A 15,506-nucleotide genomic window follows, 5' to 3' on the forward strand; every position below is an offset into this window, starting at 1 on the left:
AAAATATGAATTTTGATTGGCATTACTTTGTAAACGCATTTCCAGAGCTTGTAAAATATATTCCAATGACGCTTTTGTTAGCAATCCTGTCGATGCTATTAGCAATTGTACTGGGCGGCATAATCACACTATTACATTTTTCACATTATAAGGTTATTCATTGGTTTGCCTCAATCTATGTATCTTTTTTCCGAGGAATGCCTGCTTTGGTGCAGTTATTTCTAATATATTATGGCTTGCCACAGATTTTCCCAATATTTAAAGGATTACCTGCTATTATTGCTACAATTATTGGGTTAGGGTTCAAACAATCTGCATACCTATCGGAAGTATTTAGGGCAGCGGTAAATTCTGTTGATAGAGGGCAAATAGAAGCTGGACAATCACTTAATATTAAAAGCTATAAAATTTTTCGATATGTGATTCTACCACAAGCATTCATTAATGCATTACCTGCTACAGGAAATACTTTTGTTGGCTTATTAAAAGAAACATCATTGGCTTTTACTTTGGGCATAACCGAAGTTTTTGCAGAAGGAAAGATGTTGGCAGGCGATTCATTTAAATATTTTGAAACATATTTAGCTGTTGGTCTCACATACTGGGCGTTAATTATTCTTTATTCATGGGCACAGTCTGGGGTAGAGAAAGTACTTAACACGCCATATAGTTAGAAAGGATAGAGATTATGTCTTTGATTGAGGTAAAAGATTTATCTGTAGAGATTAAACAAAAGAAAATATTGCAGGAAATTAATTTTTCAGTTGAGAAAGGCGAAGTGACGGTTTTGGTTGGACCAAGTGGTTCAGGAAAAACAACGCTCTTGCGTACACTAAATTTGTTACAAAAACCCTCTCAAGGTATTATAAAAATTGGTGAAACTTCTGTTGATGTTAGCAAAATCAATAAAAAATCAACTAGATCTCTGCGATCGGAATCAACAATGGTATTTCAACAGTTTAATTTATTTAAAAATATGACTGTTATTGAGAATGTGATGGCGCCACTGTTGTTAAACAAATTAGCTAAATGGGATGAAGCTCATGATATTGCTAAGTCAGTTTTATTGGAAGTGGGATTGGCAGAGTTTCAAGATAAGTATCCAAGCTCACTTTCCGGTGGGCAACAGCAGCGCGTTTCTATAGCTCGAGCAATCGCAGTAAAACCGTCAGTTGTTTTGTTAGATGAACCAACTTCAGCATTGGATCCCGAGTTGGTGGGCAGTGTTTTAAAAACAATACTGGCATTGGCTAAGCAGCATATAACTATGGTTATTGTGACACATGAAATGGAGTTTGCCCGATTGATTGGGAATCAAATTATTTTCTTGGAAAATGGGAAAATTGTTCATAAGGGTTCACCTGACAAAATTTTGTCAAGTGATGGTCCCAAAAGAGTTAGTGATTTTATGAACTCTGTTTCAACAAATAATTATTTATAAGATGCATGGAATAAAACGAAAAGAGAAGAGAATATGAAAAAAAAGAACCCAATAATTAGTTTAATCGTTGTCGTAGCCTTAGTTGTTATAGCTATTATTAGTACTTTAGTTTACCAAAATAACAACCACAAGAGCAAAGCACAGGCACAAGCCAATGCTAAACAAAAAGTACTTAAAATTGGCGCTACTGGAACAAGCTTTCCAACAGCATACAAATCCAAAGGAAAACTAATTGGTTTTGATGTTGACGTCATTAATGCTGCAGCTAAAAAAGCAGGATATAAAGTACAGTGGGTCACCGGTGAATTTGATGGTTTATTAGGTCAATTAGATAATAACAAGATTGATACTGTAGCCAACGACGTTGCCATTACACCAGAAAGAAAAGTTAAATATAATTTTAGTGATATCTACAATAAAGAAGAAACAACAGTAGCCGTTAATAAAGATTCTAACTATAATACATTAAATGATTTAGCAGGTAAGACAATTGCTGGAGCATCTGCTTCAAATAATACTAAAAATCTTCAGAATTATAATAGTAAAATTAAATTGAAGTTGTATGATGCTCGTGACATCACTTTCCAAGCATTATTAGCGGGACATGTTGATGGTGTTGTTAATACACGTAATAATTTGCAAGCTTTAATTAAAGCTCAAAATTATCCTTGGAAGGTTGTCAAGGGAAGTGCAGCAACTGTGGATATAGCCTTGCCTTTCCGTAAGGACGATAGTGAAAGCACAAAAATATTAAAGAAGATTAATCCTGCAATTAAGGAACTCAAAAAAGATGGTACATTGAAAACATTATCTGAAAAATATTTTGGTTATGATGCAACTACTGGTTTAAAGTAAAAGGAGAATGAGGCAATCAAATGACAATTGATAACAAAATTTTAGAAGATAAATTGGCCCAAATACGTCATCAGTTGCATCAACATCCGGAATTATCTAGCCAAGAACATCAAACTACTTTGTTTTTAAATAGCTACTTGGAAACACTAGGTTATCGTATTGTAACACCTCAAACATTATTGACTGGTGTCATTGCTGAGATAGGTCCTAGTGATTCGAAGATAATTATTGGACTAAGATCAGATATTGATGCTTTACCAATCACTGAAAAAACTGGGCTCACATATGCATCAGTTAATGAAGGCGTTATGCATGCTTGTGGCCATGATTTTCATATGGCTTCATTGCTGGGGGCAGCAGAATTGTTAGCTGAACATGCCAATAAATTAACTGGTAGGATTCGATTAATTTTTCAACCAGCAGAAGAAACCCACGTTGGTGCCCAGGCTGTGGTAGAAGCTGGTGGAATTGAAAACCTGAATGCGATTATTGGATTTCATAATAAACCAGATTTAAAAGTTAACGAAATTGGTATTTTGACTGGCGGATTAATGGCGGCTGTTGATCAATTTAAAGTTTCTTTTCGTGGTCAAGGCACCCATGCTGCCATGCCACAGTTAGGAAATGATCCCATCGTTGCTTTAACCAATACTGTCAATACATTACAAACTATCGTTAGTCGTAGAACAGATCCACAAAGTCCAGTTGTTGTTTCTGTTACCCATATTGATGGTGGTAGTACATGGAATGTGTTACCAGAAACTGCTTGGTTTGAGGGCACGGTACGTAGTTTTGATCAGAGTAGTCGTCAACTAGCGAGAAAGCAGTTCTATCAAATTGTTAACGGACAAGCTGAGACATTCGGTTTGTCAGTTGATATTTCTTGGATTGAAGGTCCAGATGTTGTTGATAATGACATCGTGCTGACGCCCATTGTTATGGAAGAAACTAAAAAACATGCAAAATTAATAACACCAAAACCTTCTAATGCGGGTGAGGATTTTGCATACTTTAGTCAAAAAATACCAAGTGTTTTTGCATTTATTGGTAGTTCTGGAACAACAGATTGGCATCATGATGATTTAATTGTTGATGATCGTGGCTTGTTGCCAGCTGCGAAATGGTATTTTTACACAGCTAATCGTTTACTAGAATACTTTGGTGGAAAAACACTTAATGATAGATAGGAGTAATTTTAAAAAATGGTGGTAAAAGCAATTACTGATGAACAGTATCAGGAAAAAGTAGGAAATGGTGTATCCATAGTTGATTTTTGGGCTACTTGGTGTGGACCATGTCGTATGCAGTCGCCAGTGTTGGAAACCATATCTGAAGATAAAAATAATATTAATTTTTTTAAAGTTGATGTGGATACTAATCCAGAAACAGCTGCTTCACTTCGTATTCGGGCTATACCCACTTTAGTTGTACACAAAGATGGGAAAATAGTTGAGCGATTAACCGGCTTTCATAGTAAAGAACAACTGTTAGAAATTTTAAATGGATATACTGAAGGATAATTTGTAATTTGGTGTAGTGCACGCGTAATTATTAATGTGTGGTCTAGTTCTAGTTAAATGGCTTTGATAAAAATAGGATTCATGGAATCGTTTAATTTAAAGAAAATTTTAAATAACAATATAGAGAGTAGGCAGATCATTGACAGATGTATTAGATTCAATATTGCTGCAAGGTAACTTTAGCACTCCTGCTGTTCGTGCTATTTGGAGTGATGAAAATAAAATAAAAAAACAGCTTAAAGTGGAGGCGTCACTTTCTAAAATTGAAGGTCAACTAGACGTGATTCCACAAAAATCAGCCGATAAAATTGTTTCGATTGCTAGTATTGAAAATTTTAATATCAAAGACTTGGCAAAAGAGGCGCAAGAAAAGCGTCATTCATTAATTGCTCTTGTTCACCGCTTACAAACCTTAGCTGGTGATGAGGATGGTGAGTATGTTCATTTTGGTGTAACAACACAAGACATTGTGGACACTGGAACAGTTTTGCAAGTGAAAGAAGCATATGATGTTTTGCTTAAAGATAGTAAAAATTTGATTGCCATATTAAAGGTGCAAACAAATCGTTATCGTGATACTATCCATATTGGAAGAACCCATGGTATTCAAGCTATTCCAACTACTTTTGGTTTTAAATTAGCGGTTTGGTTAGATGAACTAGTTCGTGATCACAAACGATTGGTTGAGTTAAAGAGTCGAAACATTTTTGTTGGCAATATCAATGGTGCAATAGGAACATATGCCGGGTTTGGGGCGAAGGGACCAGAAATTGAACAAAAAGTTCTTGAAGACTTAGAGTTAGATGTTCCGACCATTTCGTGGCAAGCCTCTCGTGATCGACTTGCCGAATTTGCAACGGTTATTGGTATCTATTCGGGAACACTTGGCAAGATTGGTCATGAATTATTTAATCTTATGAGAACTGAAATTAATGAAATTCAGGAGCCTTTTAAAAAAGGTGAGGTTGGTTCTTCAACGATGCCACAGAAACGGAACCCAGCATTGATTGAAAGTTTGGCCGCACTTACTCAACCAATACTTAAAGATGTTGGCCTCATGTTGGAAACAATGGAAATTGATTCAGAACGCGACTCCATGCATTGGCGTAACGAGTGGATTGTTTTGCCAGAAATTACCAACTATTTGGATACACAGTTAACTTTGGCTGCAACTATTATCAAAGACCTTCAGGTTAATGAAAGTCAGATGCTACGTAACGTTAATTTGCAAAATGGTCTTCCCTTTGCTGAACATATCATGTTCAACGTAGGAGTGGTTATTGGAAAACAATCTGCGCACGAACTTGTTTATAAAAGCGCAATGAAAGCAATTGAGCAACATGAGAATTTCTTGGACATTTTATATGAACAACCCGAAATCAAAAAGGAATTTACGCGCGATGAATTAAGGAGTTGGACCGATCCCACGAAAGTTTTAGGTAGTATTTCAGTAAAAATTGATGATGTATTAAATAAAGCAAATGAGCTTTGAATTGTTGGTTTATAAGTGCAGACAAATCTGTTTAATATGAATAATAGTTAATCAGTTATTTGGCAACAATTAGTCAAAAATACTAATGAAATTTTATTTATCATAGGTCTCTTCTATTATTTCTAAATATAGAAGGGGCTTTTTATTGAAAAAAATAGAATAGGTTTGAAGCGCTATCGTTGTTTGAATTAAAATTAATTCTAGTTCAAATCTACTAAATTGATTACAGATAAAAAATGTAATGCTTGAACGGAACTGAAAAACAATTGAATCTGATTTTTTAAAATTCTGTTGTTGCGTACTAAATTTAGATATCAGATAGCATGTTGTGTACAATGATATATGTAATTTATAACATGAACTATTCAATCTTACTTATTAGGAGGTTTTAATATGGTAAAAATTTTACTTTCTTCACGAGCATTTATAAACAAGTTAATCACTGAAAATTTTATAAATCTGTTAGGAGAGGTTAATTACAATCAAGACCTGATTGTAATTATTGTAAATTCTGTCACAGAAGGTAAAACTCACCCCAAGATGATTGAATTACAGAAATTTGTCAACAAAATGGGATTTAAAAAGGTTGTTTTGTTTGATGTTTCAGAAGATGATCAGGCAATTCTGTTTTCGGCTAAAGCGATCATTTTAAATGGAGGTTATCAATTTATATTGTTAGATAATTTAATCAAATATGGGTATTTGAAAATTTTGAGAAATTTAGTTTATCAAGGGAAGCCGTTTTATGGCATTAGTGCAGGTGCTATTGTCTTAGGGCCTGATTTGAGCTTATATGCAAACTTATATCCTGAAGATGATTTAAATAAAGACTCAAGAACTACGGCAATTGGTGCTACTAGTATTCGAGTATATCCACACTACGACAAACATTCGAAGATTAACGATCAATTAGAAAAGAATATAAAAAACTTTGAATTAAGGACGAATACAATTATTAGTAGATTAGACAATGAACAAGGAATTTTTGTTATGAATGATCAAATCAAACTAATATCTCCTTACTAAATAAAATATTGACAGGGAACACACATGAGTAATTTTGAGGTTACCTATAAACCGTGCCACATTAAAATATTTAATTAACTTAACAAGTAGCTAACAATACTATGGAAGACAATAGATACCAAAAGGTGTCAAAATGCCTATGATTATCCTGTTTTGTCAACTGCTTCAATGTCTTGTTTGTACGTCATAACGGTGTAGACGCCAATAAGTATAGCAAATAAGCTCATGAGTAACCAGGCGATGTTTGGTGAATAAAAATTAGCAGCACCAAGAAAAAGAGATTGTCCGATAGGGGTTGTAGACATGGCGCCTGTATTGATTAGTCCAGATACACCGGCTAAACGTTTACGATCAATGCGTTTCATTAAAATTGCACCGAAACGCGGGTTTATTTTAGCTTCAATATAAGAAAATATGAAAATAATGCCTAGCCATAATATAGTGTTCGGGTAGAATATGGGAACGGCAGCGATGAGAACAATACCGATACTGGCGTAACCAACGAGTTGTTTTGTAGTGATGTTTTTCAAAAAATCATTGGTAATCAAGGATCCAAGTAATAATCCAACAGAACTAACGGCGCCAAACATGGCGACCGTGGTACCAAAATTACCAATGATCAGTGTTTGGTTACGCAACAATGTTAGGTTTAACACACCGTTGAAAGAAGTACCAATGAAATTAATAGCAGTTGCGAGTAACAACATTTGGAAAAAAAGACGATCTTTGTAGACGTACACAAAAGTTGATTTTAAATCCGAAAGCAGTGATGTTGATATATCAGCGTGAGTTGTGGCTTCTATATGCTGCTCGGCGGCTTTAAAATGGCGATGGTTAAGAAACATAATTAACCACGCGGCAATAAACATCAAGGCATTGATTAAGCTGAACACTGCGTAATCTTGTTTTAACAATCCGAGTAAAGCAACACCGGCAAAACCACCAATCAAACTCACGGTAATGCTAATTGCTTGTTCTAGGCTCATTGCATCTTGCATATCGTTATCAGTTAAAATATAACGCGACACTGGTTTCATCAGTAAGTTACTATATGATCCAATGACATCAGCGATAAATACTAGTAGAAGTAGCACTAAAAAACTGATAAATTGGTTAGCAAACAGGATCATAATGATGGTAATTATGAAAAAAACGCTAGCTTGTGACAATCGCGCAACTGTCCATGCACGAAGATGATTTTTAGTTTTATCAGCTAAATTTCCAGCGATGACAGATAATAATGCAGGCAACATTTCTGTGAATGCAACTAAGGTTACGGCCAGTGTCTTATTTGGTAAACTGGCAGCGTAAACAAGAAAAACAATATTAAAAAAACTACTGCCAATGTTATTAATGAATTGTGAAATAATCATGATACGAAACGCAATATTTGTTTTAGCAACATGCATATAGGGTGACTCCTTTGATTTGAATAAATTAAGCATACACGGTAAAATTATTGAAATAACAAAAAGAGAATATACTCTCTTTTTACTGCCAGTTAGCATATATTTTTCGTAATGAGGTTACAATGATAGATTATGGTGCAACGTTTAAGCGGTTACGCGAAGACAAGGGATTAAAAATTGTAGATTTAGAACAGGTTAATATTTCACGTTCCTTAATTGGTAAATTTGAAAAAGGACAAACACGTATGTCGGCTGATCGCTTAGATAAATTATTAGCGGACATGGGTGTTAGTCATGATGAATTTCTATTTCTCGGTGGTGAAACGAATAATAATTATATTTATACTACGCTACAAAATATTGGCACACAGACTGGTAAAGCTAAGGAAATTCAGCATCTTGAAAAAGTGATAAGTCAATCAACTTTTGATTTAAGACATGGTCGAGGTGGTATCAATGCGCGTTTTATGCGTGAGTTTGGTCTAATGGTGAAGGCTGGGTTCGATCATAAGAATGATTTTGACGAGTTATATCAATCTGATCAGGTACAAAAGCATGTCAAACCTGCAGTTAATTTTTTAAAAGCAACTGAGACATGGGGACGTATGGAGTTAGACCTATTTATGTTATTTTATATTGGCATGGGTCCAGATGATTTACTTGTTTTAGGCCGGTTAGCGACTCAAAAGGCTGGTCTTTATTCGCAATTACGTACGGAAAAGAAACGATTACTGGATATTATTTATACTGCTTTTAATGGGTTATTGTATATTGATTTAAATGGTGCAACTGAAATGCTGTTACAGGAAGAAAAAATATTAAGCAGTATGAATGAATCACTAATTGATTTGACTAGTGAACGTATTCGTCTACGTGCAGGAAAAGGTTTATTAAAAATCATGAGCGGAGATACTTCTAATGGGATTAAAGCGGTGATGTCCGTAGTTGAAATTTATGAATTAGTTGGATTATTGGATAATGCAGCTGATCTTAAAAATATAGCAGAGCGTACGCAACAAGCAATTATTACAGGAAAAACTAACGAAATACCACATATGTACTCATTGTTGATTTAAAGTATGGTAAACTTATATTTATGGCATTATTAGAAGTAAGCGGCCTATCAATGGCCTACGCAGAGAAAACTTTATACGAAGACGCAGAGTTCGAGCTACAACAAGGCGAACATATGGGGATTGTTGGACAAAACGGTGCGGGTAAGTCAACACTTATCAAAATCGTTACAGGTCAAGAATTACCCTTATCTGGTAAAATCGAGTGGCAAAAAGGCCTCAAAATCGGTTATTTGGATCAATATGCAGAGATCCCAGATGGCATGGATTTGGTCGCCTTTTTGCATACTGCATATCAAGATTTATATGATAAGCAGGATCGTATTACCGACCTTTATAACGAATATGCGGCATCAATGAATGACAAATTGTTGGAACGTGCAGGTCGAATGCAAGAAGAGCTTGATGCGGCAGGTTTTTACGATGTTGATACAAAAATCGAACGCGTCATTTCGGGACTTGGTTTGGAAGCAATTGGTCGGGATCGTGCATTAGAGCAGATGTCAGGTGGTCAACGTGCCAAAGTCATTTTGGCTAAACTATTGCTTGAAAATGATGACGTCATCATTTTAGATGAACCAACAAACTATTTAGATGTGGCTCATATTGAGTGGTTAGAAGATTTTTTACAGAGTTATGAAGGCTCAGCAATGATTATTTCCCATGATTTTGACTTTTTGGATAAAGTAACAAATGCCATTATCGATGTCTCTTTTGGTAAAATTACGAAATTCCGTGGTTCGTTCAAAAAAGCAATGCGTCAAAAAGATGAACGTGCAGAACAACAATTACGTCAGTATGAAAAACAACAAGGCGAAATCGAAAAAGCACAGAAATTCATTGCTAAAAACAAAGCGCGAGCATCAACTTCTAAACAGGCGAAATCGCGTGAAAAGATGTTGGCACGTATGGACAAGGTTGATCCACCGTCAGAAGCATTACAAGCAAAGTTTAACTTTCCTTATGTAAACTCACAATCAGCAAATGCTTTGTCGGTTAATGAGTTATCTGTTGGGTACGTCACGCCAGTTTTGGAACCCGTAACCTTTTCCATTACAACCGGGCAAAAGTTAGTTTTTAAAGGATTTAACGGCGCTGGAAAATCAACTTTGATTAAGTCGATTCTAGGTGTGATTCCTGCACTTCACGGTGCTGCTGAATTTTCACCATCGGCAATTGTGAATTATTTCGATCAGGATTTGGAATGGGATAATGATAGCAAGACACCGCTGCAAGAAATGCAAGATCGTTTTCCAACATTAGAACCAAAGGCTTTGCGTACACGCTTAGCTGCTGCTGGTATTAATGCCGAAAACGCCCAAAAACCATTACAACAACTTTCTGGTGGTGAACAAACGAAGGTCAAGCTAGCGATTATGGAAATGAAACCAAGTAATTTCTTGATCCTAGATGAACCAACAAATCATTTGGACGAAGGAACTAAAAATGCCTTGCGTGCCGCTATTGATAAATTTCCAGGAAACGTGATTATTGTTTCCCACGAAGTGAGCTTCACTAAGGGACTTGGTGATCGTGAACTTAACGTGGCTGCATTATCATTTAAAAAAGAATCAGAATAGTTTTTATGAAAACACTGAAAGGTGTTTTTTTATTGGGTTGACAATTAAACGATAGTAAACCATAATGATAAATAAGTTTACTATTACAACATAGCGTAAAATTTTTGTTAGGAAAAATGATGAAAACAGATGAACGTATATTACAATTTTTTGCCGAACACGAAGGAGAGTATGTCAGTGGAGAAACATTGGCCAAGGCTTTAGACGTTAGTCGTGCTGCTGTTTGGAAAGTGATTAAAAAGTTAATAGAGCAAGGACATAACATTACGAGCCAACGTCACGTGGGCTATCGTTACCAAAGTGGTCAGGTTTTAAGTGTCCCGATGATTAATCAGCTGACCAAAAGTGACTGGCCAATACGTTTATTTGATACACTGGATTCAACCAATACTTATGCAAAAGAAGCATTAACAAATGGCGATATTTTAGAGCCGACGATGATTGTTGCAAATCATCAAACAGCTGGTCGTGGTCGATTAGGGCGTCAGTTTGTATCGCCTGCAGAGACTGGTTTATACATTTCATTTGCGTTACCGTTAGAGGTTGGAACAAAAGTTGTCCCAGGCTTGTTGACTACAGGGACGGCTGTTGCAGTCGCGCGCGCGATTAAAAAGACGCTTGGTATAGACCTAGAATTTAAATGGGTCAATGATTTGATATTTCAATCGTTTAAAGTTGGCGGTATTTTAACAGAAGGTGTGATGGACTTTGAAAGTCAAGGTGTATCAGCAATTGTTGTGGGCATTGGTCTTAACTTATTACGACCTAAAAATTTAGATGCATCACTTGAAAACAAGGTTGGTGGTATGGTTGATAAGTTGACAGTGTCACGTAATACGATTGTTGCAGCGATAAAAGATGAATTTGTTGCGTTGTATCAAACGTACAATGCGGGTGATTTCTTAGAAGCTTATCGTATGCATAATATCGTTTTAGATCAAATTGTTACGGTGAAATACGGTAGGAATTTGGTAACAGGCACAGCTAAGTCTATCAATAATCAAGGATATTTGATTATTGATACTGGAGATGACGTGATAACAATTGATTCAGGCGAAGTATTGAAAGTTAATCTACCAGAAACGATTTACCGTGGTTAATCATTGGTTAATTATTAATACATGCTTACAACGGACCAACTCTCAGAAAAATAGTGATAATATGTCAGAAGTATTTGATTTTAAAAGATTAGTAGCTAAATTTAAACAACAGCCCGCTGTGATCAGTGACGAGAAAACATATAATTATCAAGAACTGTATATGAAAGCGAAAACAGTATGCATGACCAATACTATCGTCAAGGATTATATTGTTTTGATTGCACGGCCTAATATTGATTTTATTTGTGAATTTTTAGCAGTTCATCTAATGCAGCGTATACCAATTGTTGTGACAGATGACAACAATTACCAACTCGCTGAGCAGTTACAGTCAATTCAAGGCCAATGGCAATGGCTTGCTGAACCATTGCAGGAGGTGAAAGTTCAGCAGCAACAGTTAAATACCCTGCTTTTTTTGGGTCAGACATCAGGAACGACAGGTACTGCCAAATTGTATCAGCGTGATTGGTTGTCTTGGAAAAAAGGCTTTGATCAATGCATCGACATATTCGACATGCACAATTATGAAGCGATTATGACAACTAGCCCAATAGAAACATCATTGGGGATGCACACCTTAATGCTGAGCCTTTATTCGGGGAAAACATTTTATTGTTTTGATCACCATGATCAACCAAAACCTTTAAAGCCGACGCTAGTATTTACTGTCCCAACATATTTAGTCCATGGCTATAATCATTGGGCAAATAATATTGCGATAAAAGGAGTTGTATCTTGTGGTGGAGAACTGAATAATGAGTTGGTACAAAACTGGCTAACGCACCATCATCAAACATTATATGAACTCTATGGTTCTGCAGAAACCAGCTTAGTATCATGGCAAAAGATAGATGACGTCAAAAAACAAAATGATGTAGGTCACTTATTTCCAGAGGTACAAATTAGTCTGACAGCACAACAACGCATTACGGTACGTAGTCCTTATTTATTTCGTGGTTATCTCGGTCAGCAGCATTTTATCTTATTCGTCGTGATGGATGATGTCGGTTATTTTCAAGATGAACATTTATACCTATTAGCTAGAAAAAGCGATATTATCAATCATGGTGGTAATAAAATTTACCCGAGTGAAATTGAAGCTGTTTTACGTTCCGTCGTAAATGAAGTCATTGTGTTTGGCGTACCTGATGCAGTCTATGGAGAAAATATAATAGCTATAGTGGTGACAAAACACACGCAAGGCATGCTAAAAAAACATGTGGCCTCTTGTCTACCCAAATATAAGTGGCCGATAAGGTACATTTTTGTTAATGAGATTCCTCGGACAAAGCAACAAAAAATTTCGAGAATATTACTGGCAGATTATTTTATTAAAGGGAAATGGACATGATTGCAATCACACCAAAAGTAAGTATTGTCAGTGCTAAAAGACTACCTATTGGTAAAATTCATGGGATGTATTCAGAAGAAAGTCCAGAAGAACTATTTGCGAGTTTGGTCAGACGGCAATTGGCTGATTTAACAGCGTATGACAATAAACAAGTTGACCAAATTGTTTTAGGAAATGTGACAAATCAAGGTGGTAATTTGGCCAGAAGATGTGCATTGACAGCCGGATTTGGCGTAGAAAAACCGGCTTATACGATTGATAGCCAATGTGCATCGGGGTTAGTAGCAATTGCATCGGGTGTGCAAGCAATTATGAGTGGACAAGCAACGATGGTGTTAGCCGGTGGTGTTGAAAGTACTTCTTTGGCTAATCAAGTGATTGACCGCCAAACAAAAAATGTGATGTCTCGTTTTCCAATGGTACCAAACAACCAATTGGATTTAGATATGGGTATTGTAGCTGAAAATATGAGTCAAAAATATCATATTTCTAGAAAGCAACAAGATCTTTATGCTTATCATAGTCAGTTAAAAGCCATTAAGGCAAGTGGACAGCATTTGGAAACGAGCGAGATATATCCTTACATCAAAAATGGGACAATTTATGAACAAGATCAGTGCATCAGAAAAGATACGACACTTGAAAAATTAGGACAAATAAAGCCTGCGTTTAAAGCAGGTGGTTTGGTCACAGCAGGCAATAGTTGTCCGATTAATGATGGTGCAGCAGCAGTGTTATTAAAAAATTTTGAAGCAGGAGAAGATGTACAAGGGTATTATTTGGGACATGAACTTGTGGGTGTGAAACCAGAAGAATTTTTACTAGGACCAATAGCTGCGACACGCCAATTATTAAAGAAGCAGAGCTTATCAATATCAGAAATTGATGTTGTTGAAATGAACGAAGCTTTTGCAGTTCAAGGCATTTTATGCCAAGAAGCTTTAGGTCTCAGAGATGAGCAAATTAATCCGTTAGGTGGTGCGTTAGCTTACGGACATCCATATGGTGCCACAGGCGGGATATTGATTGCCCGATTATTGCATAGTTTAAACCGGATACACAGACCAGCATTAGGTATTGTGACACTATGTGTGGCTGGTGGTATGGGGATGAGTGTGTTAATTGCTAATAAACATTGTGATAGTAAGTTGGAATGTTAATGGAGATAGGTGCTTTACGACATGTACGGTGCTGAATTTACGCCAACTGCCGATATAAAGCTAAGTTAATCAGTAATCTAAAGAGTTTGACAAAAAATAAAAATTAGAATAAAATAAAAACAATGAGAAATCATAGAGGTTGCCATAGCCATAAGTCGCTCGCGGAGTATTGATAGGTACTGTGAAACGTGTTAAAGGGGATATGGCCGAAGCCTACAGGTACTGTCATATCTGCAAGCTGGGCTATTAGTTAATAACTAATAGACTGTCGCAATTGCGGGGTGCTATGACAGAAACGATTGTTTGAATTGCAATCCGTGACTGCCAAATATGGCAGTCGCGGATTTTTATTTTATGTGAAGAGAGTGTGATAATGGTAGAAGCAATAACGCGTCCAACGCAAATCGAAATTTCTAAAAAAGCGTTGAAGCATAATGTGTCAGTGGTTAAAAGTGTTTCTGGTGCAGATAAAATATTTTTGGCAGTTAAGTCTAATGCCTATGGACTTGGATTAATCCCTACTTCCAAGGCAGCTGTGGAGGGTGGTGTGTATGGCTTGGCCGTTGCTATCATTGATGAAGCATTAGCATTGCGTCATGAACGTATTACTGCACCTATCCTCATTCTTGGTATTTCACCGTTTGAATATGCTGAATTAATGGCTGTACAGCATATTATTACAACAGTCGTCTCATTGTCGTGGCTTAAAGAGGCAGCACAATATTTGAGTGGCGAACAGCGATTGCATGTTTCATTAGGTGTTGATACTGGTATGGGACGTATAGGTTTTCGTGACCGGCAATCATTAGCTGAAGCAATTGCTTATCTGCAAGACAATAAGGATATTTTTGATTATGTCGGCCTAGCAACACATTTTGCTGAGTCTGATTCAGCTGAGACAGATTATTTTTATATGCAATTGAAACGTTGGCATGATATTACAGATGGGTTGCCCGAACCTGAATTTTATCATGTAGCAAACTCGGGCGCGGCAATGTATCACGCCGATGAAGTTCCGCATGAAGTAATTCGTGTTGGAACCGTGCTGTACGGTGTTGAACCATCTCGAGGCGAGTTAGCAGATGGTAAAAATTTAGAACCGGTAATGGCACTACGTAGTGAAATGAATTTTGTGAAACAATTGCCGGCCGGAGAAGGCATTAGCTATTCACACAAATACACAACGAGTGGCAATGAATGGATAGGAACTGTGCCAATTGGGTATGGTGACGGTTGGTTACGCAAGATGACCGGTTTTAATGTGATTGTTGACGGACAATACGCACCAATTGTAGGACAAGTCGCAATGGATCAACTGATGATCAGATTACCTCGTGAATATCCTGATGGTACAAAGGTGACTTTTATTGGAAAAGATGGCGATCTTGAGAATACATTAGAGGACGTTGCGCAACATGCAGGACTAGCCCCATGGGAAATTATGACTGGTATGCAGGGTCGATTGCACCGTATTGTGGTCGACTAAAATATCTATCAAT

14 protein-coding genes and 1 riboswitch are annotated in these 15,506 nt (G+C 36.6%); of the genes, 13 read left to right on the top strand and 1 reads right to left on the bottom strand.

Annotation, left to right across the window (positions count from 1 at the left end):
• Positions 1–5 precede the first annotated feature (5 nt).
• The 7 genes from K5Q13_RS05425 (at position 6) to K5Q13_RS05455 (ending at position 6,334) form a co-directional block, all read left to right on the top strand.
• The gene (locus K5Q13_RS05425; RefSeq protein ID WP_220740699.1) at positions 6–674 is read left to right on the top strand and encodes an amino acid ABC transporter permease; all 669 of its coding nucleotides are present in this window, start codon (positions 6–8) and stop codon (positions 672–674) included.
• Positions 675–688: 14 nt separating this feature from the next.
• On the top strand, positions 689–1,441 hold the full coding sequence (locus K5Q13_RS05430; protein ID WP_220740700.1) for an amino acid ABC transporter ATP-binding protein: 753 nt from the start codon (positions 689–691) through the stop codon (positions 1,439–1,441).
• 33 nt (positions 1,442–1,474) lie between these two features.
• Positions 1,475–2,296 carry a transporter substrate-binding domain-containing protein gene (locus K5Q13_RS05435; protein WP_220740701.1) on the top strand — a complete coding sequence of 274 codons (822 nt, stop codon included), beginning with the start codon at positions 1,475–1,477 and terminating at the stop codon, positions 2,294–2,296.
• Positions 2,297–2,316: 20 nt separating this feature from the next.
• Positions 2,317–3,483: an amidohydrolase gene (locus K5Q13_RS05440; RefSeq protein WP_220740702.1), complete on the top strand. Its 1,167-nt coding sequence runs from the start codon at positions 2,317–2,319 to the stop codon at positions 3,481–3,483.
• Between the two features lie 15 nt (positions 3,484–3,498).
• Complete coding sequence (gene trxA, locus K5Q13_RS05445; RefSeq protein WP_220740703.1) at positions 3,499–3,816, top strand: thioredoxin; 318 nt, start codon at positions 3,499–3,501, stop codon at positions 3,814–3,816.
• Between the two features lie 139 nt (positions 3,817–3,955).
• Positions 3,956–5,308, top strand: a complete 1,353-nt coding sequence (gene purB / locus K5Q13_RS05450) for an adenylosuccinate lyase (RefSeq protein WP_220740704.1) — start codon at positions 3,956–3,958, stop codon at positions 5,306–5,308.
• A gap of 393 nt (positions 5,309–5,701) precedes the next feature.
• Positions 5,702–6,334 carry a Type 1 glutamine amidotransferase-like domain-containing protein gene (locus tag K5Q13_RS05455; RefSeq protein WP_220740705.1) on the top strand — a complete coding sequence of 211 codons (633 nt, stop codon included), beginning with the start codon at positions 5,702–5,704 and terminating at the stop codon, positions 6,332–6,334.
• A gap of 143 nt (positions 6,335–6,477) precedes the next feature.
• Here K5Q13_RS05455 and K5Q13_RS05460 read toward each other — a convergent pair whose 3' ends face one another.
• Positions 6,478–7,743, bottom strand: coding sequence for an MFS transporter (locus K5Q13_RS05460; RefSeq protein WP_220740706.1), 1,266 nt, complete (start codon positions 7,741–7,743; stop codon positions 6,478–6,480).
• A gap of 122 nt (positions 7,744–7,865) precedes the next feature.
• Here K5Q13_RS05460 and K5Q13_RS05465 point away from each other — a divergent pair, with 122 nt between their 5' ends.
• From K5Q13_RS05465 to alr, 6 genes are all read left to right on the top strand, one after another.
• Positions 7,866–8,819 carry an Rgg/GadR/MutR family transcriptional regulator gene (locus K5Q13_RS05465; protein WP_220740707.1) on the top strand — a complete coding sequence of 318 codons (954 nt, stop codon included), beginning with the start codon at positions 7,866–7,868 and terminating at the stop codon, positions 8,817–8,819.
• A gap of 20 nt (positions 8,820–8,839) precedes the next feature.
• Entirely contained in the window at positions 8,840–10,396 is a 1,557-nt protein-coding gene (locus K5Q13_RS05470; RefSeq protein WP_220740708.1) for an ABC-F family ATP-binding cassette domain-containing protein, read from the top strand.
• Between the two features lie 119 nt (positions 10,397–10,515).
• On the top strand, positions 10,516–11,496 hold the full coding sequence (locus tag K5Q13_RS05475; RefSeq protein ID WP_220740709.1) for a biotin--[acetyl-CoA-carboxylase] ligase: 981 nt from the start codon (positions 10,516–10,518) through the stop codon (positions 11,494–11,496).
• A 61-nt stretch (positions 11,497–11,557) separates the two neighbouring features.
• Entirely contained in the window at positions 11,558–12,847 is a 1,290-nt protein-coding gene (locus K5Q13_RS05480) for an AMP-binding protein (RefSeq protein WP_220740710.1), read from the top strand.
• Positions 12,844–14,007: a thiolase family protein gene (locus tag K5Q13_RS05485; protein WP_220740711.1), complete on the top strand. Its 1,164-nt coding sequence runs from the start codon at positions 12,844–12,846 to the stop codon at positions 14,005–14,007. Before K5Q13_RS05480 ends, K5Q13_RS05485 begins: the two co-directional genes overlap by 4 nt.
• Positions 14,008–14,132: 125 nt before the next feature.
• A riboswitch (Lysine riboswitch) is annotated at positions 14,133–14,302 on the top strand.
• 78 nt (positions 14,303–14,380) lie between these two features.
• Entirely contained in the window at positions 14,381–15,493 is a 1,113-nt protein-coding gene (gene alr / locus K5Q13_RS05490; RefSeq protein ID WP_220740712.1) for an alanine racemase, read from the top strand.
• Positions 15,494–15,506: the final 13 nt, after the last annotated feature.

Source organism: Leuconostoc miyukkimchii (assembly GCF_019656055.1).
GTDB classification, from domain to species: domain Bacteria; phylum Bacillota; class Bacilli; order Lactobacillales; family Lactobacillaceae; genus Leuconostoc; species Leuconostoc miyukkimchii.